Origin of the sequence: Streptomyces longisporus (assembly GCF_039532765.1) — a bacterium.
Classification (GTDB): Bacteria; Actinomycetota; Actinomycetes; order Streptomycetales; family Streptomycetaceae; genus Streptomyces; species Streptomyces longisporus.
This window is the reverse complement of sequence record NZ_BAAASG010000010.1, coordinates 52,242-75,821: the sequence shown is the minus strand read 5'-3', so window position 1 is coordinate 75,821 and position 23,580 is coordinate 52,242. Positions and strand designations below refer to the sequence as shown.

The 23,580-nt window shown below is 71.3% G+C and carries 22 protein-coding genes; 14 read left to right on the top strand and 8 right to left on the bottom strand.

Annotated elements, in window-relative coordinates; genetic code table 11:
- The first annotated feature begins 11 nt into the window (after nt 1–11).
- Complete coding sequence (locus ABD355_RS21460; RefSeq protein WP_344402137.1) at nt 12–608, top strand: hypothetical protein; 597 nt, start codon at nt 12–14, stop codon at nt 606–608.
- A 9-nt stretch (nt 609–617) separates the two neighbouring features.
- Here the strand turns inward: ABD355_RS21460 and ABD355_RS21455 are convergent, their stop codons facing one another.
- From ABD355_RS21455 to ABD355_RS21435, 5 genes are all read right to left on the bottom strand, one after another.
- Nucleotides 618–992: a roadblock/LC7 domain-containing protein gene (locus tag ABD355_RS21455; RefSeq protein WP_344402136.1), complete on the bottom strand. Its 375-nt coding sequence runs from the start codon at nt 990–992 to the stop codon at nt 618–620.
- Between the two features lie 21 nt (nt 993–1,013).
- The gene (locus tag ABD355_RS21450; protein WP_344402135.1) at nt 1,014–1,523 is read right to left on the bottom strand and encodes a roadblock/LC7 domain-containing protein; all 510 of its coding nucleotides are present in this window, start codon (nt 1,521–1,523) and stop codon (nt 1,014–1,016) included.
- 22 nt (nt 1,524–1,545) lie between these two features.
- On the bottom strand, nt 1,546–2,403 hold the full coding sequence (locus ABD355_RS21445) for a transcriptional regulator (protein ID WP_344402134.1): 858 nt from the start codon (nt 2,401–2,403) through the stop codon (nt 1,546–1,548).
- Complete coding sequence (locus ABD355_RS21440; RefSeq protein ID WP_344402133.1) at nt 2,400–2,807, bottom strand: hypothetical protein; 408 nt, start codon at nt 2,805–2,807, stop codon at nt 2,400–2,402. Before ABD355_RS21440 ends, ABD355_RS21445 begins: the two co-directional genes overlap by 4 nt.
- A 169-nt stretch (nt 2,808–2,976) precedes the next feature.
- On the bottom strand, nt 2,977–4,356 hold the full coding sequence (locus ABD355_RS21435) for a type III PLP-dependent enzyme domain-containing protein (protein ID WP_344402132.1): 1,380 nt from the start codon (nt 4,354–4,356) through the stop codon (nt 2,977–2,979).
- A 147-nt stretch (nt 4,357–4,503) separates the two neighbouring features.
- Between ABD355_RS21435 and hutU the strand changes: the two genes are divergently transcribed.
- From hutU to hutI, 4 genes are all read left to right on the top strand, one after another.
- Nucleotides 4,504–6,168 carry a urocanate hydratase gene (gene hutU, locus ABD355_RS21430; protein ID WP_344402131.1) on the top strand — a complete coding sequence of 555 codons (1,665 nt, stop codon included), beginning with the start codon at nt 4,504–4,506 and terminating at the stop codon, nt 6,166–6,168.
- A 482-nt stretch (nt 6,169–6,650) separates the two neighbouring features.
- Entirely contained in the window at nt 6,651–7,853 is a 1,203-nt protein-coding gene (locus ABD355_RS21425; RefSeq protein WP_344402130.1) for an allantoate amidohydrolase, read from the top strand.
- Nucleotides 7,850–9,211: a formimidoylglutamate deiminase gene (locus tag ABD355_RS21420; RefSeq protein ID WP_344402129.1), complete on the top strand. Its 1,362-nt coding sequence runs from the start codon at nt 7,850–7,852 to the stop codon at nt 9,209–9,211. The genes ABD355_RS21425 and ABD355_RS21420 overlap by 4 nt, the downstream gene beginning before the upstream one ends.
- Before the next feature lie 38 nt (nt 9,212–9,249).
- Nucleotides 9,250–10,422, top strand: coding sequence for an imidazolonepropionase (gene hutI / locus ABD355_RS21415; RefSeq protein WP_344402128.1), 1,173 nt, complete (start codon nt 9,250–9,252; stop codon nt 10,420–10,422).
- Nucleotides 10,423–10,435: 13 nt separating this feature from the next.
- Here hutI and ABD355_RS21410 read toward each other — a convergent pair whose 3' ends face one another.
- Together ABD355_RS21410 and ABD355_RS21405 are read right to left on the bottom strand one after the other, a co-directional pair.
- Nucleotides 10,436–12,028: a ricin-type beta-trefoil lectin domain protein gene (locus ABD355_RS21410; RefSeq protein WP_344402127.1), complete on the bottom strand. Its 1,593-nt coding sequence runs from the start codon at nt 12,026–12,028 to the stop codon at nt 10,436–10,438.
- 212 nt (nt 12,029–12,240) lie between these two features.
- Nucleotides 12,241–13,170: an RNA polymerase sigma factor SigF gene (locus ABD355_RS21405; protein ID WP_344402126.1), complete on the bottom strand. Its 930-nt coding sequence runs from the start codon at nt 13,168–13,170 to the stop codon at nt 12,241–12,243.
- Between the two features lie 238 nt (nt 13,171–13,408).
- Here ABD355_RS21405 and ABD355_RS21400 point away from each other — a divergent pair, with 238 nt between their 5' ends.
- The 7 genes from ABD355_RS21400 (at nt 13,409) to ABD355_RS21370 (ending at nt 18,930) form a co-directional block, all read left to right on the top strand.
- Complete coding sequence (locus tag ABD355_RS21400; protein ID WP_344402125.1) at nt 13,409–13,786, top strand: STAS domain-containing protein; 378 nt, start codon at nt 13,409–13,411, stop codon at nt 13,784–13,786.
- Nucleotides 13,787–14,046: 260 nt separating this feature from the next.
- On the top strand, nt 14,047–14,574 hold the full coding sequence (locus ABD355_RS21395) for an ATP-binding protein (protein WP_344402124.1): 528 nt from the start codon (nt 14,047–14,049) through the stop codon (nt 14,572–14,574).
- The gene (locus ABD355_RS21390; protein ID WP_344402123.1) at nt 14,547–14,732 is read left to right on the top strand and encodes a hypothetical protein; all 186 of its coding nucleotides are present in this window, start codon (nt 14,547–14,549) and stop codon (nt 14,730–14,732) included. Before ABD355_RS21395 ends, ABD355_RS21390 begins: the two co-directional genes overlap by 28 nt.
- Before the next feature lie 162 nt (nt 14,733–14,894).
- The gene (locus ABD355_RS21385; protein WP_344402122.1) at nt 14,895–15,575 is read left to right on the top strand and encodes an LPXTG cell wall anchor domain-containing protein; all 681 of its coding nucleotides are present in this window, start codon (nt 14,895–14,897) and stop codon (nt 15,573–15,575) included.
- A 150-nt stretch (nt 15,576–15,725) separates the two neighbouring features.
- Nucleotides 15,726–16,553 (top strand): hypothetical protein, encoded by an 828-nt coding sequence (locus tag ABD355_RS21380; protein WP_344402121.1) that lies wholly within the window; start codon nt 15,726–15,728, stop codon nt 16,551–16,553.
- Nucleotides 16,550–17,629 (top strand): hypothetical protein, encoded by a 1,080-nt coding sequence (locus ABD355_RS21375; protein ID WP_344402120.1) that lies wholly within the window; start codon nt 16,550–16,552, stop codon nt 17,627–17,629. Before ABD355_RS21380 ends, ABD355_RS21375 begins: the two co-directional genes overlap by 4 nt.
- Complete coding sequence (locus tag ABD355_RS21370; protein ID WP_344402119.1) at nt 17,626–18,930, top strand: hypothetical protein; 1,305 nt, start codon at nt 17,626–17,628, stop codon at nt 18,928–18,930. The genes ABD355_RS21375 and ABD355_RS21370 overlap by 4 nt, the downstream gene beginning before the upstream one ends.
- A gap of 661 nt (nt 18,931–19,591) precedes the next feature.
- On the opposite strand, the gene ABD355_RS21365 is transcribed toward ABD355_RS21370, so the two are convergent.
- Nucleotides 19,592–21,097, bottom strand: a complete 1,506-nt coding sequence (locus ABD355_RS21365; RefSeq protein ID WP_344402117.1) for a peptide MFS transporter — start codon at nt 21,095–21,097, stop codon at nt 19,592–19,594.
- A gap of 301 nt (nt 21,098–21,398) precedes the next feature.
- On the opposite strand from ABD355_RS21365, the gene ABD355_RS21360 reads away from it, so the two are divergent.
- Nucleotides 21,399–22,076, top strand: coding sequence for a response regulator transcription factor (locus ABD355_RS21360; RefSeq protein WP_030941720.1), 678 nt, complete (start codon nt 21,399–21,401; stop codon nt 22,074–22,076).
- 87 nt (nt 22,077–22,163) lie between these two features.
- Nucleotides 22,164–23,438 (top strand): ATP-binding protein, encoded by a 1,275-nt coding sequence (locus tag ABD355_RS21355; RefSeq protein WP_115907786.1) that lies wholly within the window; start codon nt 22,164–22,166, stop codon nt 23,436–23,438.
- Nucleotides 23,439–23,580 lie beyond the last annotated feature (142 nt).

The following is a 23,580-nucleotide window of genomic DNA, read 5'->3' as shown; positions in this document are numbered from 1 at the left end:
GGGAGACGGACGTGGCACGCGGAGAAGGCAGAGCCCAGGGTCTGGCTCGGGTGGCCGTCGTCGTACGGGCCGGAGCCGCACCCCTTTGGTGGGCCGGGGTGTTCGCTGCGGGTGTCGGGCTGCTGGTGCCGGGGCTGACCGGGCGGCGGATCGGCGTGATGGCGGGAGCCGCGCTGTTCGTCCTCGCCGTGGCGGTCGTCTCGACCGTGCGGCGCAAGCGGTACGCCGGGCTCGCCCGGGCGGCCGCCCGCGCCGGCAGGCACGACGTGCTCCAGGACCGTGCGGTGAGCGTGCGCAACTGGCGCCGCGGGCACCGCTGGTGGCTGCTGCTCGCGTTCGCGGCGGCCGTGGGCAGCTCGTTCGCGGTGCCCGCCGCCGGGGGCATGCTGCTCGCCGGGTGCGGGACCGGGCTGCGGCTGAAGGCCGCCTGGCTCGGGCGGCGCGAGCGGGCCGACGACGCCCTGCTGTGGGTGCGCGTCGACTGGCTCGCCGCGAACGGCGGCCGCCCGGCCGGCAAAACCGTCAAGGCGTACCGCAGCACGGGCATCGCGGCGGGCGACGCGGCTCCGGGCGGAGCGCGGCGCCGCACCGCTGCACTCGTCCGGTGAGACGGACGGTCAGACCTCGAGCTCCTCCTCGATCTTCCTCAGCTGGTGGCGGGCCATCGCCAGGTTGGACCTCTTGGCGTCCAGCACCAGGTACAGGAAGAGACCGTTGCCGCCGCGGCCGCTGATCAGGCGGATCAGGTGGTACTGGTCGCTCAGCGTGATCAGGATGTCCTCGATCTGGCCCTTCAGCCCGAGGTGCTCCATGGTGCGCATCTTGGCGCGGACGACATCGGTGTTGCCGGCGGCGGCGACATTCAGGTCGAAGGCCTTGCTGCCGCCCATCGTGCCCAGCGCCATGCCGCTGGTGTAGTCGACGAGCGCGACGCCGGTGGCGCCCTCGATGGAGGCGAGCGCCTCTTTCAGTGCGGTTTCGGTGTTGGCCATGACTGTGCTCCTCGGTTCCTCTCAACTTTCCGTGGTGGTGCGCGCGTTGGCGGTCGTGCTGCGTGCTGCGCGCGGGGTTCTGGTCCGTGCGGCGGCCGGTTTGGTCTCCGGTTTGGCCTCCTTGGCCTCCCCGGCCGGACTGCTCCGGAGGGCGGGTGTCGTACGGCTGTCGCCGATTTCGGCGATGCGGGCGGCCGCCCGGCGGCCCTCCAGGAGGAGCCGGCCGAGGTTCACGCGGTCCTGGGCGAGCAGCGTCAGCACGGCCGCGCCGCCCGCCGCGTACGTCGCCACATAGCCGTAGACGCCCCGCACGAGCAGTTCGCGGAACTCGCCCTGTCCCGTCGCGTCCGCCAGCTTCACCGCTGCGCCGTGCGCGGTCTCGACGAGCGCGGCCATACTGTTCGGCTCGACGCCCGGGGTGTCGTGGGCGAGGACGCGCCCGTCGAGGCCGGTCGCGAGGGCGCCGGTGAGCTGGGGGACGCGGGCCCTCAGACGGCGCAGCTCCTCGAGGATGTGGGGGTCGGCAGCCATCCGGTGTCTCCTCTCGAACCAGTCAAAGGGCCTCCAGCGCATCCCTGAGCCTCTTCAGCAAGACGGTGTGGGGATCGGGCGGCAGCTGTTCGGGGCCGCCGGCCGGTGGCGAGCCGCCCCCAGCGGACGGCGGCGGGGCCGGCTTCGGCCGTGCCGGTCCTGGCAGCGGGGATACGACCCCTGCCGCCACCAGCCGCCGCACGTCCACCAGGGTGTGGAAGGCCGGACGGCCCAGTTCGCGGGCGATGTCCGGTGCCGTGCGCTTGCCGTTCACCCGGTTCAGCACGGTCCGCTGGCGGCGGGTGAGGGCGGGGGCCGCCACGGGGTCCGCGCGGATCAGGGGGGCCTCGTCCGTCCTCGGGTCCGGCCAGATGCGGTGCAGGAGGTCCCGGCGGCGCAGCGTCTCGTGCTCCAGGGCGGCCACCGGGACCGGGTGGACCGGGCCGAGCGGGTGGGCGCTGCCGTAGCGGAAGCGGCCGGGCGTGCTGCTGGGGGCGAGGGCGAAGTAAGCGGCGTCGTACAGGGCCGTCAGCTGGCACAACTCCAGGGCACCGGAGGGGAGATGGCCGCCCTCGACCAGGTGGCCGGTGACGCCGTGACCGTCGTCCGCCGCCGTGAGCGCCCGCTGCCAGGTCTCGGGGGCGAGCGTGCCGTGGGCCGTGAGGAGGGTGCCAAGGCCGGGTGCGGACGGGCTCTCGGCGTGTACGACCTGGCCCTCGGCCAGGTGGAGCGTGCCGCGCTCGCGGACCAGGACGCCGGTGGCCCGCTCGGCGGCGAGCCGGGTCAGCATCGGGGAGACACCGCCCCACCCCCGCTCGCCGGCCGCGGTCTTGGTGCGCACGGGCAGACGCGGGGGTTCGGCCGTCCGGACGGCGGTCATGCCAGCACCAGCCGTTCGGCCATCTCGCCCAGCCGGATGCGGGCCAGCGCCAGGTTGCCCTCCGCGCGGGCCAGCCACAGGTGCAGGAACACGCTGCCGTCGAAGGAGGCCCCCACGAACCGCAGCACGTGATAGCTGTCCCGGTTGCTGACGATCAGGTCCTCGACCGGCGGATCCGCGTCGGCGGCCGCCCCGTCGCCGGGATCGTCGTCCGGCGCGAAGGCACGCTGCTCGGCGGCGAGCCGGGCGATCTCGGCGGCCTCCACCGCGGCCGCCTCCTGATCGCCGCCGGGCGACTCGCCGACGGTGCCCAGGGCCAGCCCGCTCATCCAGTCGATCAGTGCGGCCCCCCGGGCACCGGGCAGTCGCATCGCTTCCAGCAGACACTCGTCGATTCCGGGCACCGTGGCTCCCCTCCCGCCTGCGGTTCGGCTGAGTGACGCCGAAACTACGCAACGTGTGCGCGAGGGGTGAGCGTTCTGGCATTTTCCAGTGGAACATGCGCCGGACGACTAAGGTGGGTCAACTTGCCTTGATTCACACGTAGTTGACCATCACATCCACCGGCGCACGTCAACGGGGGTCAGGCGCCCGGAGGGTGGTGAGCGAGTCCACGTGCGCCCCTCCCGACTCGGCCACGATCTCGTCGAGACTCTGCGGCTCCCGGACGGTCGCGAAGGCGATACCCCCGGCCCCGTCCGGCGCGAAGCCGTAGATCCCGGGCCGCGCAAGGGAGTTGTACGCATAGTGGTGCGCGAAGTAGTACGCGCCCGTGTCCAGTGCCGCCGCATAGTCCCCCTGCTCCAGCGGCGGCAGCGCCCGCCCCTCCGCCAGCAGGTCGCCCGAGAAGCAGGCCGGCCCCGCCACGTCCTGGACGACCGCCGGGCCCTCCTTGGGGCGCCCCTTGCCGTCGTAGGCGGCGATCCTGAGCGGCCAGGTGCCCGGCACGTACACCGTCCGCGTCGCCACCTGCACACCCGCGTGCGTGACCGCGACCGGCCGCCCGCCCGCGCTCTTGGCGTACTCCACCCGGGCCACCACCGTGCCGTGCTTGGCCAGCAGCGACCGCCCGAACTCGGTGACCAGCCCGTACCGCCCGTCGAAGAGCCCCGGCACCGCCTCGCTCAGCAGCCGCGCGTACTGCGCGTACGTCGGTGTCGTGTCGTCCGAGCCGAAGTTCACCGGCAGCCCGCCGCCGATGTCGAGGGTGTCGATCTGCGGGCGCCCGAGCCGCCGGTTGATCTCCTCGGCGAGCGCATACGTCTCGGCCACGCCCTGCACCATCAGCGAGAGCGGAATGCCCTGCGACCCGGTGTGCGCATGCAGCCGCCGCAACCACGGGCGGTCCGCATACGCCCGCACGACCCACTCCCGCGCCCCCTCGTCGCGCAGCGCCACCCCGAACTTCGAGGTCGCCGTCGCGGTCGAGGTCGCCTCGATGGAACCACCGCCGACCTGCGGGTTCACCCGGAGTCCGAGCGGGGAGCGGCTGTTTGCCGAGCGCATGAGGGCGTCGATGCGGTCCAGCTCCTGCGGGTTGTCCGCGTTGACGGCGATGCCCAGTGCCAGTGCCTCCCGCAGCTCGGCCGGGGTCTTCGCGGGCGAGTCCAGGACCGTGCGGTTCGGCGGCACGCCCGCCGCCCGCGCCAGCGCCAGCTCACCCGGGCTCGCCACTTCCGCGCCGACCCCCTCCGCGTGCAGCAGCCGCAGCACCGGCACCAGCGGGGTCGCCTTCACCGCGAAGGCGTGCAGCACGGGGGTGCCGGGCGCCGTGACCGCGTCGAACGCCGACCGCAGCTCGGCGGCCGCCTCCCGGATGCCGGTGACGTCGAGCAGGCCCACGATGGGGGTGCCGGGCCCCAGCAGCCCCTGCTCCACGGCGGCCCGCACCGCCTCGTCGCGCCGGGCCGACCGCTCGGCCCCGCCCCCGTCCCTGCCGTACCTGCCGTCCATGACGTCCCCCGTTCCTCGCCGTCCGTCCCTGTGCATCCAGCCAAACATCTGCGGCGGGCGCACGCTGGCCCGCGGATGTATTGACTAGTTCTATTCAGGGCGTCAGGATGTGAATAACGGCAGCAACAATCCGCTAGGAGGCAGACCATGTCAGGACCCCGCCCCGTCCGAGCACCGCGCGGCACGGAACTGAGCGCCCTGGGATGGCAGCAGGAAGCCGCCCTGCGGATGCTGCAGAACAACCTCGACCCGGAGGTCGCCGAGCACCCCGACAAGCTCGTCGTCTACGGCGGCACCGGCAAGGCCGCCCGCGACTGGCGCTCCTTCGACGCCATGGTGCGGACCCTGAAGGGGCTGAAGCAGGACGAGACCATGCTGGTCCAGTCCGGCCGCCCGGTCGGCGTGATGCAGACCCATGAGTGGGCCCCGCGTGTCCTCATCGCCAACTCCAACCTGGTCGGCGACTGGGCCAACTGGGAGGAGTTCCGCCGCCTGGAGGCCCTCGGCCTGACCATGTACGGGCAGATGACCGCCGGCTCCTGGATCTACATCGGCACCCAGGGCATCCTCCAGGGCACCTACGAGACCTTCGCCGCCGTCGCCGCGAAGAAGTTCAACGGCACCCTCGCCGGGACGATCACGCTGACGGCCGGCCTCGGCGGCATGGGCGGCGCCCAGCCCCTCGCCGTGACCATGAACGACGGCGTCGCCATCTGTATCGACTGCGACCCGCGTGCCATCGAGCGCCGCATCGAGCACCGGTACCTGGACGTCAGGGCCGACAGCCTGGAGCACGCCCTGCAGCTCGCGGTCGAGGCCCGCGACGCCCGCCGCCCGCTCTCCATCGGCCTGCTGGGCAACGCCGCCGAACTGCTGCCCCGCATGCTCGCCGAGTCCGCCCCCATCGACATCGTCACCGACCAGACCTCCGCCCATGACCCGCTGTCGTATCTGCCGCTGGGCATCGACTTCGACGACATGGCGGACGCGGCGGCGAAGGACCCCGCCGGGTTCACGGTGCGCGCGCGGGAGTCGATGGCGAAGCACGTCGAGGCGATGGTCGGCTTCATGGACGCCGGTGCGGAGGTCTTCGACTACGGCAACTCGATCCGTGGCGAGGCCCAACTCGCCGGGTACGAGCGGGCGTTCGCGTTCCCCGGCTTTGTGCCGGCGTATATCCGGCCGCTGTTCTGTGAGGGCAAGGGGCCCTTCCGGTGGGCCGCGCTGTCGGGTGAGGCGTCCGACATCGCGAAGACCGACAAGGCGATCCTGGATCTCTTCCCGGAGAACGAGTCCCTCGCGCGCTGGATCAAGATGGCGGGGGAGCGGGTCCACTTCCAGGGTCTGCCCGCGCGTATCTGCTGGCTCGGCTACGGCGAGCGGGACAAGGCCGGGGAGCGGTTCAACGACATGGTGGCCTCCGGTGAGCTGGCGGCTCCGCTGGCCATCGGGCGGGATCATCTGGACTGCGGGTCCGTGGCGTCTCCGTACCGCGAGACCGAGGCCATGCTCGACGGCTCGGACGCGATCGCCGACTGGCCGCTGCTGAACGCGATGGTGAACGTGGCGTCGGGTGCGTCCTGGGTGTCCATCCACCACGGTGGCGGTGTGGGCATGGGGCGGTCCATCCACGCGGGGCAGGTGTCCGTCGCCGACGGCACCAAGCTCGCGGGCGAGAAGATCCGGCGGGTGCTGACGAACGACCCCGGGATGGGTGTCATCCGGCATGTCGACGCCGGGTACGACATCGCCGAGTCGGTCGCCGACGAGCGGGGTGTGCGGGTTCCGATGCGCGAGGGTGACGACGCGTGACCCTTCCGGGAGATGAGCGGCGCGGCAACCGTCCGGCGGGGGCCGAGGTCTCGTCGCCGACTGCGGGTTCGGCTGTGCCCACCCGCCCCCACTCTCAACTTCGTTCGAGCGGGGGGACCCCCATCGCCCTGCGGAACGACTGCCCACAGCCTGGGCGGTCTGAGGCCCCACAGTCCGGTGGGCGGGCTGAGGCCCGGCAGCCTGGGCGGGCTGAGGCCTCACAGTCCGGTGGGCGGGCTGAGGCCCGGCAGCCTGGGCGGGCTGAGGCCTCACAGTCCGGTGGGCGGGCTGAGGCCCGACAGCCTGGGCGGTCTGAGGCCCCACAGTCCGGTGGGCGGGCTGAGGCCCGACAGCCTGGGCGGGCTGAGGCCCCACAGTCCGGTGGGCGGGCTGAGGCCCGACAGCCTGGGCGGGCTGAGGAACCGCAGCCTGATGGGTGGGCCGGCGCCCCGCAGACCGGCGGTGGTGGCTCGTTCCATTCCATGTGGAGCGAGTTGCTTCCCATCGGGCGGCACGCCGAGTCGCGTGGGTACCGGCGGTTCGCCTGGACCGGGGCCGATGTGGAGTGTCGGGCCTGGTTCAAGGAGCAGGCGCGGGGGCGTGGGTTGGCGTACGAGGTCGACCGGAACGGGAATCAGTGGGCCTGGCTCGGGGATCCGGCGGCCGGAGATGCCGTCGTCACGGGGTCGCATCTTGACTCCGTGCCCGACGGAGGTGCCTTCGACGGGCCCCTGGGCGTCGTGTCCTCCTTCGCCGCCCTCGACGAACTCCGCGGCAGGGGAGTGGAGTTCCGCAGGCCGCTGGCCATCGTCAACTTCGGTGACGAGGAGGGCGCCCGGTTCGGGCTGGCCTGTGTCGGGTCGCGGCTCACCGCGGGGCAGCTCACCGTCGAGAACGCCCACAAGCTGACCGACGGGGACGGGGTCAGCCTGCCCAAGGCCATGGAGGCCGCCGGATACGACCCCGACGCCATCGGCGCCGACCCGGAGCGGCTCGGGCGGATCGGCGCCTTCGTCGAGCTGCACGTCGAGCAGGGCCGGGCGCTCGACCTGTCCGGCGACCGCGTCGGCATCGCCAGTGCCATCTGGCCGCACGGCCGCTGGCGGTTCGACTTCCGGGGCGAGGCCAACCACGCCGGCACGACCCGTCTCGTCGACCGGCGCGACCCCATGCTGTCGTACGCCGAGACCGTGCTCGCCGCCCGCCGGGAGGCCGAACTCGCCGGTGCCGTCGCCACCTTCGGCAAGATCGCCGTCGAGCCGAACGGCGTCAACGCCATCCCCTCGCTCGTGCGCGGCTGGCTCGACTCCCGCGCCGAGGACCAGGAGCGCCTCGACGCCGTGGTCGGCGGGATCGAGAACGGGGCCCGCCAGTACGCCGCCGCACACGGCATCGACCTCGACGTGGTCCGTGAGTCCTTCACGCCCGTCGTCGAGTTCGACCACGCCCTGCGCGACGAACTGGCACGCATCCTCGGCAAGGACACCGACATCACCGTTCCCGTCCTGGGTACCGGTGCCGGACACGACGCCGGAATCCTCTCCGGGAGCATCCCGACCGCCATGCTGTTCGTGCGCAACCCCACGGGTGTCTCGCACTCCCCGGCCGAGTTCGCCGCCGAGGACGACTGCGTGGCCGGGGTGCTCGCACTCGCCGACGTACTGGAAGGGCTGGCCTGCAGGTGACGCACCCCCACACGCGGACGTACTGGCTGGAGCACGCCTGGCTCGACACCCACGTCGAGCCGGGAGTCGCCCTCGACGTCGCCGACGGCCGCATCGCCGCCGTCCGCACCGGCGTGCCCGCCCCGCCCCCCGGCGCCGAGATCCTGCGCGGACTCACGCTGCCGGGACTGGCGAACGCCCACTCGCACGCCTTCCACCGCGCCCTGCGCTCCACCGTCCAGGTCGGCTCCGGCACCTTCTGGACCTGGCGCGAGGTCATGTACTCGGTCGCCGACAAGCTGACCCCCGAGACCTACCACGCGCTCGCCCGCGCCGTGTACGCCGAGATGGCGCTGGCGGGAGTCACCTCGGTCGGCGAGTTCCACTACGTCCACCATGCACGCGGCGGCACCCCCTACGCCGACCCCAACGCCATGGGTGAGGCCCTCATCGCGGCCGCCGCCGACGCCGGTATCCGTATCACCCTCCTCGACACCCTCTACCTCTCCTCCGGACTCTCGAACCGGCCCGGCGGCGAGCCGCCCAACACCCACCAGCTGCGCTTCTCCGACGGCAGCGCGGAGGCCTGGGCCGAACGCTGTTCAGTTCTCAAGGAACGCGATCACGCGCGGATCGGTGCGGCGATCCACTCCGTACGGGCCGTGCCCGCCGGCCAGTTGGCGACCGTGGCGCGGTGGGCCGAGGAGCGGCGGGCCCCGCTCCATGTGCACCTGTCGGAGCAGACCGCCGAGAACGAGGCGTGCCTGGAGGTCCACGGCTGCACCCCGACCCAGCTCCTCGCCCTGCACGGGGTGCTCGGCCCGCGCACCACCGGCGTCCACAACACCCACCTCACCGCCGAGGACATCTCCCTCATCGGCGGCTCCGGCACCGGCACCTGCATGTGCCCGACGACCGAGCGGGACCTCGCGGACGGCATCGGACCAGCCGCCGCCCTGCAGAACGAGGGCTCCCCGCTCAGTCTCGGCTCCGACAGCCACGCCGTCATCGACCTGCTCGAAGAGGCCCGCGCGATGGAGCTCGACGAGCGCCTGCGCACCCGCAGCCGCGGCCACTGGACCGCCGCCGCACTGCTGCGCGCGGCCTCCGCCGACGGTCACGCCGCCCTCGGCTGGGACGAGGCGGGCAGGATCGAACAGGGCGCCCTCGCCGACCTCACGACGATCGCGCTCGACTCGGTCAGGACCGCGGGACCGCTGCCCAGGCTCGGCGCCGAGACCGCCGTATTCGCCGCGAGTGCAGCGGACGTACGGCACACGATCGTGGGCGGCCGGCACGTCGTACGCGACGGCGCGCACGCGCTCGTACCGGATGTGCCGCAGGCCCTGGCACAGGCCGTCGAAGCCCTGCGCGGCTGACCCCCATCCCCCGTCCGGCCACCCACGAGGACACGACGATGAGCAGCACCGTCATCACCAACATCGCCACGCTGGTCACCAACGACCCCTCCCTCGGTGACGGTTCCCCCCTGGGCCTGATCCAGGACGCGGCGCTCGTCGTCGACGGCGACCGCATCGCGTGGACCGGTGAATCAAGCAAAGCACCCGCCACTGACAACCGGGTCGACGCCGGCGGCCGGGCGGTACTCCCCGGCTTCGTGGACTCGCACTCCCACCTGGTCTTCGCGGGCGACCGGACGCAGGAGTTCAACGCCCGGATGTCCGGACGGTCGTACAGCGCGGGCGGCATCCGCACCACCGTCGCCGCCACCCGCGCCGCGAGCGACGAGGAGCTGGAGGCCAACCTCACCCGGTACCTCGCCGAAGCCCTGCGCCAGGGCACCACGACCTTCGAGACGAAGTCCGGCTACGGCCTGACCACCGAGGACGAGTCCCGCGCCCTGCGCATCGCAGCCGCCCACACCGACGAGGTCACCTACCTCGGCGCCCACATCGTGTCCCCCGACTACGCCGACGACCCCGCCGGCTATGTCGCCCTGGTCACCGGCGAGATGCTCGACGCCTGCGCGCCGTACGCCCGTTGGATCGACGTCTTCTGCGAGAAGGGCGCCTTCGACGGCGACCAGGCCCGCGCGATCCTCAGCGCGGGCAAAGCCAGGGGCCTGCACCCGCGCATCCACGCCAACCAGCTCTCCTACGGCCCCGGCGTGCAGCTGGCGGTCGAGCTCGATGCCGCAAGCGCCGACCACTGCACCCACCTCACGGACGCGGACGTGGACGCCCTCGCGGGCAGCGCCACGGTCGCCACCCTGCTGCCCGGTGCCGAGTTCTCCACCCGCGCCGAGTGGCCGGACGCCCGCCGTCTCCTCGACGCGGGCGCCACCGTCGCCCTGTCCACCGACTGCAACCCGGGCTCGTCCTTCACCTCCTCCGTCCCCTTCTGCATCGCCCTCGCGGTACGGGACATGGGGATGACCCCGGACGAGGCGGTCTGGGCGGCCACCGCGGGCGGCGCGCGGGCCCTGCGCCGGGACGACGTCGGCCGCCTGAGCCCCGGAGCCCGCGCGGACCTCATCACCCTCGACGCCCCGAGCCATGTCCACCTCGCCTACCGGCCGGGTGTGCCGCTGGTCACCGGGGTGTGGCGGCGGGGCGTCCGGGAAGTCTGACCGGCCTTCCCGGTCAGGAGGCCCCCGCCCGCCAGCGCTGCTCGGCACCGCCGTCCAGCGGCCGCAGCGACAGCCCGTCGTACCCGTACGGGGTCAACGCCGTCTCGATGGCGATCGCGGGCCGGATCACACCGTCGGCGTCGACCATGAACATGAGGTTCTGGCCGTTCCTGCTGTACACCGAGTCGCACTCCCAGATGCCCACGCCCCTGTCCACATCACCCCGGCTGTCCAGGCAGAAGTCCGGGTCGGCCAAGGACTGCACCACCCCGCGCCCGGAGTCGAAACGCCAGCGCTGGGTGCGGGACGAGGAGCAGGGGGCCGTGATGACGTCCGTGCCGTCCTGGAAGTCGCCGTCGCGGACGTCCAGGCACCGGCCGGTGGCGACGTTCACGATCTGCGCGAACGTGCCGTCCGGGGCGTGCGTGGGCGAGGGGGAGGGCTTCGGAGACTTCGAAGGCGCCTTCGAGGGCCGCTTGGACGGGGCGGAACTCCGCGTCGGTGACGGCGACTTGCTCTTCGTCGACGGTGACGGCGACGGGGAAGGGACGGCGGAGACCGTCGCCGTCACCGTGACCTGCGCCGGGATCGTCGGCGTACCCACCGCGCCCGCCGCCTCCTGGGGCGGCGAGGACGGCGAACCGGCCTGGGAGAGCAGGAAGACGATCAGGGGCGCCAGGGCCACCCCGGCGGCGATCGAGGTCAGCAGGAGGCGCCGGGACGGAGGCCACGGCGCGTCGTCCGCTCGGGGTTTGGGGCGCGGCGCCTCCTCGGGCGTCGTGACATACGCCTTGCCCGCCCACGGCAGCAGCCCCTCGGCCAGCGCGGTGCGTGGCGCGTCGCGCAGGGCCGACAGTTCCTCGTACGCCGTCGTGCAGTGGGCGCAGTGCACCATGTGGGCCCGCAGGTCGGCGCTGGTGCGCGGGTTGTGCGGCCGTACCGACTCCTCGATGAGCCGGCCGAAGTTGCCGCAGCGCGGGTCGGCCGAGGCGGCCAGCCGGGAACGCAGACACGCCTGGGCCATGGCCTGGAGGGCGGAGGCGGTCTCGTGGCCCACGTCCTCGCGGGTCAGGCCGAGGAAGGTCGCCGTCCTGTCCGCCGCCTCCTGCTCCACGACGCCGTACCAGACGAGGCCCTGGGCACGGGAGGGAAGGGACTGGAAGGCGGTGAGCATGGGCGGTACGGGCACGTCGGAGCCCGCCGCGGTCAAGGCGAGCAGCAGGCCCGGGTCGAGACCGCCGGCTCGCCCTGCGGCCGGCCAGGAGGCGGCCAATTGCCCGGTCAGCAACAGGAGGTGGAGCCGGAGGGGGACCAGGGGTTCGGTGCCGCGTGCCGTCTGCCGGGCCGCCAGGGTGAACGCCTGCGCGGCCAGGTCCCGTGCGGCGGACTCGCTCGTCGTGCACAGCCGGGCGTAGCCGAGGACCGACGGCTGATGGCGGGCGCGGAGTTCCTGCAGGGCCGGATAGAGGGTCGGGGCGCTGGTGCGCAGCAGTTCGGTCAGCCGCGCGTCGGACGCGCCCGCATGCACCTCTGTCTGTGGGACACCCCCAGACCCCCGGCCGCCCCCGGTCTCGACTCCGTTGTCGGTCCCGTCGGCCCGAGCCATCCGCCCGCCTCCTTGCGCCCTTGCAGCCCGCCGGGATTCTGACCTACCAGCGGGTATGGGGGCCCATAGTGATGGATGGAAACCTCTGGGGAAAGAGTTTCTGTGGGTAACCCAGGGAACGCCTGAGCGCGGCCCGCCCGGCAACCGGACGAACCGCGCTCAGAAAGCGAGGCAGGGGAGACCGTCAGGCCTCGGCCGTCATACCTCGGCCGTCACTCCTCGAGTGTCAGGCCCTTGCGCAACCGCATCAGCGTCCGCGACAGCAGCCGCGACACATGCATCTGCGAGATGCCGAGTTCTTCGCCTATCTCGGACTGGGTAAGACCCGCGACGAACCGCAGGGAGAGGATCTGCCGGTCCCGGGGCGGGAGTTCGGCGATCAGCGGCTTCAACGACTCGACGTACTCGATGCCTTCGAGTCCGTGGTCCTCGTAGCCGATCCGGTCCGCGAGCGCGCCCTCGGCGTCGTCCTCCTCGGGCTGCGCGTCCAGCGAGGAGGCGGTGTACGCGTTCGACGCCGCCATGCCCTCGACGACCTCTTCCTTCGTCAGGTCGAGGCGCTCGGCGAGCTCCGCGACCGTCGGGGCCCGGTCGAGCTTCTGGGCCAGCTCGTCACCGGCCTTGGCCAGGTCGAGCCGGAGCTCCTGCAGCCTGCGCGGGACGCGCACGGACCACGAGGTGTCGCGGAAGAAGCGCTTGATCTCGCCGACGATGGTCGGCATGGCGAACGTGGGGAACTCGACACCCCGCGCCAGTTCGAACCGGTCGATCGCCTTGATCAGGCCGATCGTGCCGACCTGGATGATGTCCTCCATCGGCTCGCTCCGTGAGCGGAAGCGGGAGGCGGCGAACTTGACCAGCGCGAGGTTGAGCTCGACGAGGGTGTTGCGGACGTACGAGTATTCGTACGTGCCTTCCTCAAGGGACTCGAGGCGCTCGAAGAGGGTCTTGGAGAGCGCGCGTGCGTCTACCGGTCCCACTTCGTCGTACGGGGGGATCTCCGGAAGGCCTGCCAGTCCGGCAAGCGTGTCTGGGTCGTTGCTCTCGATGCTCTCGATGGGATCCAGATGTTCCGGAGGGGATGCCGACGTCGCCTCCTGGGTATGCGATGCGTCGAGCCGGGGTGACATGATGTCCTCCATCGTTCTCGGCATATGGCTGCCGAAGCCAGTGCGTGCACTGCGGTGTGCGGCGCCTCCAAAGCCGGCCGTGGTCGGTTACGTATCTCTACTAGCCCTACCCGCTTTCCCACGTCCGCCGCAAGTGCGTTCTGTGGGTATATGTCCGTTTGCGTGCGGTTGTTCGGGTGTCGGAGAGTGTGAGGAAGGCGTAGTGTTCGAGGGCGTGAGTCAGCAGCCACGACGTCGGGAGAAAGACGGCATGGACCGCGGGACGGTCGGCAGCGCACAGTCTGGCCGGCTACTGGTGGAGGTCAGGGAAGAGGGCTCCAGCGCCGTAGTGACCCCGGTGGGTGAGTTGGATCACCACACCGCCGATCTGTTGCGTGAGCCCCTCGAGGAATGCCTCACCAAGGGATTCAGCCGGCTGGTGGTGGACTGCACACGGTTGGAGTTCTGCGACTCCACCGGACTCAACGTGCTGCTCGGCGCACGTCTGAAGGCGGAGGCCGCGGGGGGCGGAGTGCATCTCGCGGGGATGCAGCCCGTGGTGGCGCGCGTCTTCGAGATCACCGGGGCGGAAGCGGTCTTCACCGTCCATGACACGCTCGAGGCGGCCCTGGCCGGGGAATCCGGCTGAGCCCGGCCGCCGCGCCCGACCCCGTGTCCTGCCCCACTCACCCCTGTCTGACCGGCCTTTTCCGGGCGTCGCGCCCTCCGGGCCGAATAGGGGGGTGTTCTGCCGGTTCGGTCGGGCAGGAGACATCCTGTCGGCAGGGACATCCTGAACATGTCGGCAGCACTATGTCCGACGGCACAGCGGCGGATCCACCGTCGAGGTACGTACCGACTTTTGAATCGTGAACTGGTGAATCGGTGAATCGGTGAGGTGAAGCGCTGATGAGCACCACCCGGCCTTACTCGCCGGGCGACCGCGGCCCGGAGCCGAGCGGCGCTTCCGGGGCGTCCGAGGGCGACGAGGCCCCGTCCTCGGCTGCGCCCGAGTCGTCCGCGGGCGGCGGCCAGGCCCGCAGGCTGAGCTTCGACGGCGAGAGCGGCGTCGTGCCGCTCGCCCGCGACTTCACCCGCCAGGCGCTGTACGCGTGGGGCTGGCTGCCCGCCGCCACGGCCGACCAGCGGGCCGCCGCCGAGGACGTGCTGCTCGTCGTCTCCGAGCTGGTCACCAACGCCTGTCTGCACGCCGAGGGCCCGGACCAGCTGTGGATCGCCTGCGACAACAAGGTCATCCGCATCGAGGTCTCGGACAAGGGCGCCGGCCAGCCGGCACCCCGCACCCCGCACCGCGCGGGCCGCCCCGGCGGGCACGGCATGTTCATCGTGCAGCGACTGTGCCTGGACTGGGGAGTCGTACGGACACCGGGAGTGACCGGCAAGACCGTGTGGGCGGAGCTGGGAGCTCCGGCGTAAGGGAACCGGCCTACCTGCACACCCTCAACGCCTCAGGCCTCGCCACCAGCCGCCTGCTGCCCGCGCTCTTGGAGCAGCACCAGCGGGCGGACGGCGCGGTGGTGGTGCCGGAGGTGCTGCGGCGGTGGGGGGCGCCGGACGTTCTGCGGGCGCACTAGCTCGGGGTTACCCACGGTCACCCCCTCCACTCGAACCCCCTCTTGTGTGCGCCGGATCCCCACAACTCCGGCGCGCACCTTCTCTTCCCTCCTCAAGACGCCGGGCGTACCTTGACGGCCGAATCTGATGTGCCGTCAGGAACTCGAAGAGGGAGCGGAACCGTGTCGTACCGGAATCGAACCGCCGCGCTCGCGTCCGCCGCGGCCCTGGCCGGCTCGGCGGTGCTGCTCGCCGCCCCCGCAGCCGAGGCCACGGTCGTCGACGTCAACTACCAGTGCAAGACGCCGATCGGCAACAAGAGTGCCGTCTCGCCCATCGACATCAAGAGCGTCAAGAGCGGCAGCGCCTACAAGCTCACCATGTCGTGGCAGAAGGGCGTCTCCTCCAGCCCGGTCGAACTGGGCAAGGGCGCGATGAACCCGAGCGCCACCATCGTGCTGGGCGGCGCCGACAGCGGCACGGTGTCCGTCTCCGGGCCCGCCAACCAGGCGGCGATCCCCGCCAACACCCCCATCAAGATCAACGACTTGACGGGCACGTACACGCCGAAGAAGACCGGGAAGGTCACCTTCACGCCGGGTGTCCTCACCATCAAGGCGCTCGGTACGACGACCACGTGCACACCGTCGAACAATCCGGGGCCGGCGCTCAGTCTTGATGTGACGGCCGCGGGGGGCTCCGCCGGGGGTGGTCAGGGCGGGGCGGATTCCGGCGGTTCCCTGCCGCAGACCGGCCCTGATGACTCGGCGGTCGCGCTGGGGACGCTTGGCGGCACGGTGCTCCTTGCCGGAGCGGCGGGGGCGTTGTGGATCACGCGGAGGAATCAAGCGGTCCGGCGGTAACGGTTCGTCGGCCGTGCCGAGGTGAGCCGCGGATCGGCCGCGGCGCCGCTGTGGCTGGTCGCGCCCACGCGGCGGAGCCGCAAATCGACACAGCCCGCGCCCCTTCGGGGCGCTGCCCAACCGCCGCGTGAAGACCACTGGAGCCGCCGGATGACATCTGCCGCCCGTGTCCTGCTCATGTCCCTGCTGCTCGTAATGGCTGCCGCCCCTGCGGCCTCGGCCGCCGACGGCTGGTCGATCATGCCCTCCGGCGGGTCCCGCCCGGCCTTCTACGCCGAGGGTGTGCCCGGGGCCGTTCTGCAGGATGCGGTGTCCGTGGTCAACCGGAGTGGGCGGGTGGTCACGGTGCGGCTGAGTGGCAGCGGGGTTCCGGTCGCCTTTGCCGCCGAGCGGGTGCGGGTGCGCGCCCGTACGCGGGCCGACGTGCCGTTCGCGGTGAGTGCGCGTGGTGATCGCAGGGGCGAGATCGTTGCCCGTGACCAGGACGGCCGCCGGGTTGAAGTTCCGGTGCGGCTGCGGGTGGGTGGGCCGGTGCTGTCCGCGCTGACCGTGGAGCATGTGGCCGTGCGGGGTGGTCGCATCACGTATGACCTGGTCAATCGCGGCACGACGGTGCTTGTTCCGAGCCTTGCCGTGCATGTCGACGGCGTCTTCGGGGCGGTCCTCGACCGGGCCCCGCGGGCGCTGCCGATCCGCCTCCGGCCCGGGCAGCGCCTTCGTCTCGCCGAACCCTGGCCCGACCGTCCCGTCCTGGACTCGGTCGACGTCCGGCTGACCGTGACGGCGGCGGGCGGTGCGCACGACTCGGCCGGCGTGGCGGCGCGCTTCGTGCCGTGGGGGGCGGTGACGGGGGTCGCGGGTGCGGCGGTGGCGGGGGGCGCGCTGCTTCTCGTACGAGGTCGTAGGCGCCGTACCCGCGACGGCGAGGCGGTCGAATCCCCGCGTACGGAAGTCGAGTTGACGGGAGCGGTGACGTGAACGGCAAGCTGCGGATCACGGCCTTGCCGGTGGTGCTCGCGCTGCTCCTGCTGCCCCTGGCGGGCACGGCTGCGGCGGACGGGCCGACCGTCGGGTTCTCCACGTCCCAGGCCGGCACCGGCGGTTCGATCACCGTCAGCGGAAGCCGCTGGCGGCCGAACGCCCTGCTGATGATGCTGATCTGCGGCCAGGCGACCCCGGCCCGGGGCGTGATCGGCGGCACCAACTCCTGCGCCAACTCGGACGGAAGGGCCGTCACCACCGACGCCAAGGGCTCCTTCAGCAAGAAGCTGCCGGTCGCCGAGCCGCCGGTGCCGTGCCCGTGTGTGGTGCACGTGGCAACGGTCGAGGGTGCGAAGGCGCAGGCGGACGCGGTCTTCCAGGTGGCCGGACACGCCGTCGAACCGCTGCCCGCCGAGCCGTCCGGCGGGCGCCTGTCGATGCTGACGGACACCCGGCTCGACGGGTCGAGCGGCCTGCTCACCTGGTTCGGCGCGCCGCCCTCGCGCACCCTGGTCTTCACCGTCGGCAACGCCGGCACCGGCGCGATCAAGAACCCGGTCTTCCAACTCGGCACCTCCCACGGTGTGTTCGCCCCGCAGTGGGAGGACCAGGAGTGGCGCGGCACCATCGCACCCGGCAGGAAGGCCGAGATCAAACTCCCCGTCGAGCTGACGGCGGGGGCGCACGGCGACTATTCCGTCTCCCTCAAGTACAGCGGCAAGGTCCTCGCCGAGCAGCCCTGGGGCGTGGGCCGCCCGTGGGGCGTGACCCTGTTCTGGCTGCTGGTCTGCGTGGTCGTGCCGGCCGCGCTGTTCCGCGCCGGGATGGCGATCGTGGACCGGGTACGGCCGCGCCGCGCCGGCGGCCTCCGGCACCGGGGACTCCGCCTGCCCGAACTGGCCCTGCGCATCCCGAGGTTCAGTCCCAGGACGGCTCAGGAGCCCCCCTCGAACTCGACCCTGCCGTGGTTCACCCCTGACTCCGATCCGGGCACGGCCGGTCGGCTCTCCGCACCGCACCACGACGACAGCCCGACGAGTCCTACGACTCCCACCAGGAAGGGACCCCCGTGAGAAAGCGCAGGAGAGTCACACCGGTCGGCAGCGGGAGAGCGGGTGCGGCGGGCGCCGCCCTGGTACTGGGCTCGGCAGGCATCCTGCTGGGCCTGGCCGCCGGACCCGCGCAGGCCGCGGAGGTGTCGTTCGCGACGCACTGCGTGCCTCCCGCGGGCATCACACCCGTCGACGGCACCACGAAGGTCGAGATCACGGCGCCGGCCACGGCCAAGGTGGGCGACACGGTGGACGTCGTATGGAAGTTCGTCCAGGCCGCCTCCAAGAACCCGGACATCATCGACCTGCCCGCCAACTCGGTGCAGCCGTCCGGGGTGTTGAAGGCGGCCGGCGCGCAGGCCGCCGACATCGCGATGCAGGGCACGCGCACGAACCCGGCCATCCCCAAGGGCGGCGCCATGGTGCTGTCCGACATGAAGGGCAGCCTGAAGCTGACGGCGCCGGGCGAGGTGACGCTGACGCCGGACGCGTACACCGTCAACGCCATGTCGACGGACACCAAGTGCACGCCGAAGGAGACCGTGCAGAAGGCGGCGACGATCCAGGTGTCGCCCGGCGACGGCAGCTCGTCGAGCACGACGCCGGAGCCGACGGACTCGGCCTCCCAGTCCGCCTCGCCGTCCGCGTCGGCCTCCGCGTCCGCCAGTGACGGCACCGGCAGCGGTCAGACCGACTTCACCGGCAAGCAGGTCGACATCCCGTACACCTGCCAGTCGCCCATCGGTGAGAAGAAGGCGACCTCGCCCATCCAGATCGACGCCAGGAAGAACGGCGGCAGTTTCGACCTCACCGTGCAGTTCAGGAAGTCCGTGATGGACAGCCCGGCCGACATCCCCAAGGGCTCGGTCAAGCCGTCGATGGAGGTGGTCCTGGGCGGCGCCGACAAGGGAACGGTGCACGTCGAGGGCCCGGCGAACTCCAAGGACATCAAGTCCGGCGAACCCATCGAGATCCCCGACCTGACGGGCACCTACAAGCCGGGCGCGGACGGCAAGTCGACCCTGTCCCCGGGCGTCCTCACGATCAACGCCCTGGGCACGACGACCACCTGCAAGCCGGACAGGACCGAGGTCTCCCTGACCCTGGACACGACACAACAGGCGAGCGGCGCCTCGGGCGGTTCGTCGACTTCCGGCGGCAGCGGCAGCGGCAGCGGCAGCGGCAGCAGCGGTACGGGCGGCCTCGCCGAAACCGGCTCCAGCGACCACGGCGCCCTGAAGGCACTGGGCCTGGTGGCGGGCACGGCGGTCCTGCTGGGCGGCGCGGTGTTCACGTTCATGCCCGGGCGACGGACTCGCTGAGGTCCGGGAAGGATGGCCGCCGTGGCGGCCCGACGGTGCACGCGTTCAGGCGAGTTCATCGAAGGGCCGCCACTCCCACCGTGCGACGAAGGCAGACGCTAATTGGTTTGCTGCCAGTATCCAGCGAGGGAAGAACGGATGGGGCAGGTAATCGTTGAAGTCTGCCCCGGATACTTCCAAGGACCGTTGAGCGTCACATAGATGTCGTGCTCGGTGCCGCCAGTGGCTCGAATGTTGGCGCATTTGATAACGGCGCGGTGGTGATTCACCCGACGCTGGGTGCTCGGCCCTATGAAAGGCTGGCACTTGGACACCGCCTGTGCCCTTCCCAGCTTCAAGTGGGCAGTGACCTCACACTTTCCAGGAGCCAGTGCAAACGCGTCACCAGGGACTGCCACCGCCAGGGAGGCTCCCAAGACGCTTGTCGACACTGCTGCTGCGATCCTCTTGTGCAATTGTGCTCCCCTGTTTGCTATTGGGGGAGGGCTATATGTCATGCAGTTACGCACAGACAATCAGGCGCATGCCCTAGCAGCGTATGATCAACAAAACGAAATCCAGGGGCGCTTTTCATGGTGAGGCAGCCAAGGCTCCTTCTGACGCCCGGAGGGTCACCACGCCCCTATGGCGCGATGACCCTCCGAAGCGCCTCGGGCAGGTGTCAGTGCACGTCACCCATCAGCTTGTTGACCTTGTTGCGGAACATCCACACCGCGACACCCGCGATCACGGCGAGCACCGCCTCCAGGGCGACGAAGCCCGTCTTGTCGAGGTTGACCCCGCCGACGGCCGGGTTCGACAGCAGGGCCGTGATCGAGTCGCCCGCGGTGACCGCGAGGAACCAGACGCCCATCATCTGGGAGGCGTACTTCCTCGGCGCCATCTTCGTCGTCACGGACAGACCCACCGGGGACAGCGTCAGCTCGCCGACGGTCTGCACGAAGTAGATCGCGGCCAGCCACATCGCCGCGGCCTTGTGGCCGCCCTCGGCGATCGACAGCGGGGCGAGGAAGACGAAGAAGGACGCACCGATCAGGATCAGACCGGAGGCGAACTTCACGATCGTGCTCGGCTCCTTGCCGCGCCGGTTCAGCCACAGCCACAGCCAGGCGAAGACCGGCGCCAGAGTCATGACCATGACCGGGTTGACCGACTGGTACCAGGAGACCGGGAAGCCCCAGCCGAGAATCGTGTTCTTGGCCGAGCTGCTCGCGAACAGCGACAGGGTCGAGCCACCCTGGTCGTAGATCATCCAGAAGACGGCGGCGGCGGCGAAGAACCAGATGTACGCCCGCACCTTCGACTTCTCGGCCGGCTCCAGGTCCTTGTCCCGCAGCATCCGGCCGATGACCAGGATCGGCACGATCAGGCCGATGACGGTGAGCGGGATCAGCGCCCAGTTGAGGGTGAAGTGGCCGGTGCCGCCGACGAGGCCGTAGAAGACGACCGCGACGGCCAGCCAGATCAGGCCCTTGCGCAGCGTGGCTGCCTTCTCCTGGGCGGTGAGCGGGGTCGGGACCACGCTGCTCTGCTCGCTCAGGTGGCGGCTGCCCAGCAGGTACTGGGCCAGACCCAGCGCCATGCCGAGCGCGGCCATCGCAAAGCCCAGGTGCCAGTTGACGTTCTCACCGACGGTGCCGATGGCGAACGGCGCGACGAAGGCACCCATGTTGATGCCGATGTAGAAGAGCGTGAAGCCGCCGTCCCGGCGCGGGTCCTCGGGACCCTTGTAGAGGTGGCCGACCATGGTCGAGATGTTGGCCTTGAGCAGACCCGAACCGATGGCGACGAGACCCAGGCCGACGAAGAAGCTCGCAGCCGCGGGCAGTGCAAGGCACAGGTGGCCGAGCATGATGATCAGACCCGCGACGGCGACCGTTTTGCGGGGGCCGAGGAAGCGGTCCGCGACCCAGCCGCCGGGCAGGGCAAGCAGGTACACGAGCGACACGTACACCGAGTAGATCGCAGTCGCCGTGCCCGCGTTCAGGTGCAGGCCACCCGGGGCCACGAGGTAGAGCGGGAGCAGGGCCCTCATGCCGTAGTAGGAGAACCGCTCCCACATCTCGGTCATGAAGAGAGTGGCCAGTCCGCGAGGGTGGCCGAAGAAGGTCTTCTCGGAGCCGGGGGTGTCCGGGCGGACCGAGTCCTTCGTCAGGCTGGACGCCATGGTCGTTCCTTGCTGTGCTGGTGGGGGTTTACCGCACACAAAAGAGACCTTCGGCGTCAAGTGGTTGCCAAAGGTCCCCGCAGTGCTACAGGCGTTGTTTCACCATACGGCAGGACAGTGCCGGATATGGAAGGACTTGAGACGGGGATCACAGGCGGAGGTGGAACCATACACACCTTTTCCAAGGTCTCTTCGACGATGGCACCGCACAGACACAGGTTCGCTTCGGAGTGTCCGAAGGTAAGAATCACGGGTGCCGATCACACCACAGCACCTGTCAAGAGCGGACTACCATCACCTCATGACCCGTGTACTGCTCGCCGAGGACGACGCGTCCATCTCGGAGCCGCTGGCCCGTGCCCTGCGCCGGGAAGGTTACGAGGTCGAGGTGCGCGAGGACGGACCCACCGCGCTCGACGCCGGAAACGCCGGCGGCATCGACCTGGTCGTGCTGGACCTCGGTCTGCCCGGCATGGACGGCCTCGAGGTCGCCCGCCGGCTGCGCGCCGAAGGCCACACCGTGCCGATCCTCATCCTGACCGCGCGTGCCGACGAGGTGGACACCGTCGTCGGCCTCGACGCGGGCGCCGACGACTACGTCACCAAGCCGTTCCGCCTCGCCGAACTGCTCGCCCGGGTCCGGGCCCTGCTGCGGCGCGGCGCGGCCGAGCCGGCGCAGCCGCCCGCCACGCACGGCGTGCGGATCGACGTCGAGTCGCACCGGGCGTGGATGGGGGACGAGGAACTCCAGCTCACCGCCAAGGAGTTCGACCTGCTGCGGGTGCTGGTGCGGGACGCGGGCCGGGTCGTCACCCGGGACCAGCTGATGCGCGAGGTGTGGGACACCACCTGGTGGTCGTCCACGAAGACCCTCGACATGCACATCTCCTGGCTGCGCAAGAAGTTGGGCGACGATGCGGCGAACCCCCGGTACATCGCCACCGTGCGCGGTGTGGGTTTCCGGTTCGAGAAGAGCTAGTTCGAGAAGAGCCGGCAGGAGCCGCTCGGAGTCGGCAGGGCGCCCGAGGCACACTGGTCGTCGTAAAGCCACTGCCCGGAGGGCCTCGTGCGTCGTCGTCTCATCCAGTCCACGCTTGCCGTCGTGCTCGTGGTCATCGCCGTCTTCGGTGTGTCCCTCGTCATCGTCGAGACGCGGACCATCAGCAACAGCGCCCAGGAGCGGGTGAGCTCCGAGGCACAGCGGCTGGCCAGCATCGTGGACAGCCGGCTCATCGGGGCCGGGACGGTCAGCGCGGAGGTGCTGAAGGGGCAGGTCACGGGAGAGCGGTACGCCGTGATCGAGATCCCGGGGCAGTCGCCCATCGCGGTCGGCACCAAGCCCGACGGCGAGGTCATCCGCGGCCGGGCCACCGGCGAGGAGGGCGAGCGGGTCGTCGTCGAGGAGCCGCGTTCGACCGTGAGCCGGGAGGTCGGCCGCACGCTGCTGATCATCGGGCTGGTCGCGCTGCTCGCCGTGGTGGCCGCCGTACTGCTGGCGATCCGGCAGGCCAACCGGCTCGCGTCCCCCCTCACCGACCTCGCGGAGACCGCCGAGCGACTCGGATCCGGCGACCCGCGGCCCCGCCACAAGCGGTACGGCGTTCCCGAGCTGGACCGGGTGGCGGACGTCCTGGACTCCTCCGCCGAGCGCATCGGCCGGATGCTCACCGCCGAGCGGCGCCTGGCCGCCGACGCCTCCCACCAGCTGCGCACACCTTTGACCGCGCTGTCGATGCGGCTGGAGGAGATCACCCTCACCGACGACCCGGACACGGTGAAGGAGGAGGCCAATGTCGCCCTCACCCAGGTCGAGCGGCTGACGGACGTGGTGGAGCGGCTGCTGACCAACTCCCGGGACCCCCGCACCGGCAACGCCGTCTCCTTCGACCTCGACGAGGTCATCCAGCAGCAGCTCGCCGAGTGGCGGCCCGCCTACCGCCAGGCCGGGCGGGCGATCGTCAGCTCCGGCAAACGGCATCTGCAGGCGGTCGGCACACCGGGCGCGGTCGCGCAGGTGCTGGCGGCGTTGATCGAGAACTCGCTGATGCACGGCGGGGGCACGGTGGCGCTGCGGACCCGCGTGACCGGCAACCAGGCGGTCGTGGAGGTCACCGACGAGGGACCGGGCGTGCCCGCCGACCTCGGTGCGCGGATCTTCGAGCGCACGATCAGCGGACGGAACTCCACGGGCATCGGGCTGGCGGTGGCGCGGGACCTGGCGGAGGCGGACGGCGGCCGCCTGGAGATGCTGCAGACCCAGCCGCCGGTGTTCGGCCTGTTCCTGTCCCGCACGCCGCTGAAGCGGCCGCCGGCGGAGGACGAGGAGCCGATGGTCCGGTGAGACCGGAACCCCCGGTGGGGGTGCGGTTCACCTCGTGTGGGACGGGCGCTTCGGGCAGGCTCTCGGCGCCTTGGTCAAGTCCGGTGCACCGGGGCGGGCTCGCAGCCGGCACGCCGGCCCCGCGGCAGAGTCCGCGGAGCGA